Below are 288 nucleotides of genomic sequence, written 5' to 3'. Positions count from 1 at the left end.
GGGTTTTTCCTCTCAGGCTTGGAAACGACGGATGGAAAACGCTTCGATGGGTTGGCGGCTGGCGCCGTCGCAGACGATCTCTGCCAAGGCTTCACCGACGGCGGGGCCGAGCTGGAACCCGGCACCGGCAAAGCCGAAACCGTGGAGCAGCCCAGGTTGGGTACTGCTGGGGCCGATCACCGGTTCGTGGTCGGGCAGGTAACCTTCGGTGCCACTCCAGGTGCGAATGGCCTGGGCACCCTGAAGAAACGGGTAGAGTTCGCCGGCGTTGCGCAGAATCTCCAGCAC

At 63.9% G+C, this 288-nt stretch carries 1 protein-coding gene; it reads right to left on the bottom strand.

Annotated elements, in window-relative coordinates:
- Positions 1 to 12 precede the first annotated feature (12 nt).
- The coding region (locus tag AAEY72_RS14465) for an NAD(P)/FAD-dependent oxidoreductase (protein WP_352311212.1) at positions 13 to 288 on the bottom strand (276 nt) is incomplete at its 5' end.

The sequence above is a fragment of the Psychrobacter sp. W2-37-MNA-CIBAN-0211 genome (assembly GCF_040309405.1).
GTDB lineage: Bacteria > Pseudomonadota > Gammaproteobacteria > Pseudomonadales > Moraxellaceae > Psychrobacter > Psychrobacter glaciei.
This window is presented reverse-complemented; position numbering and strand designations above follow the sequence as displayed.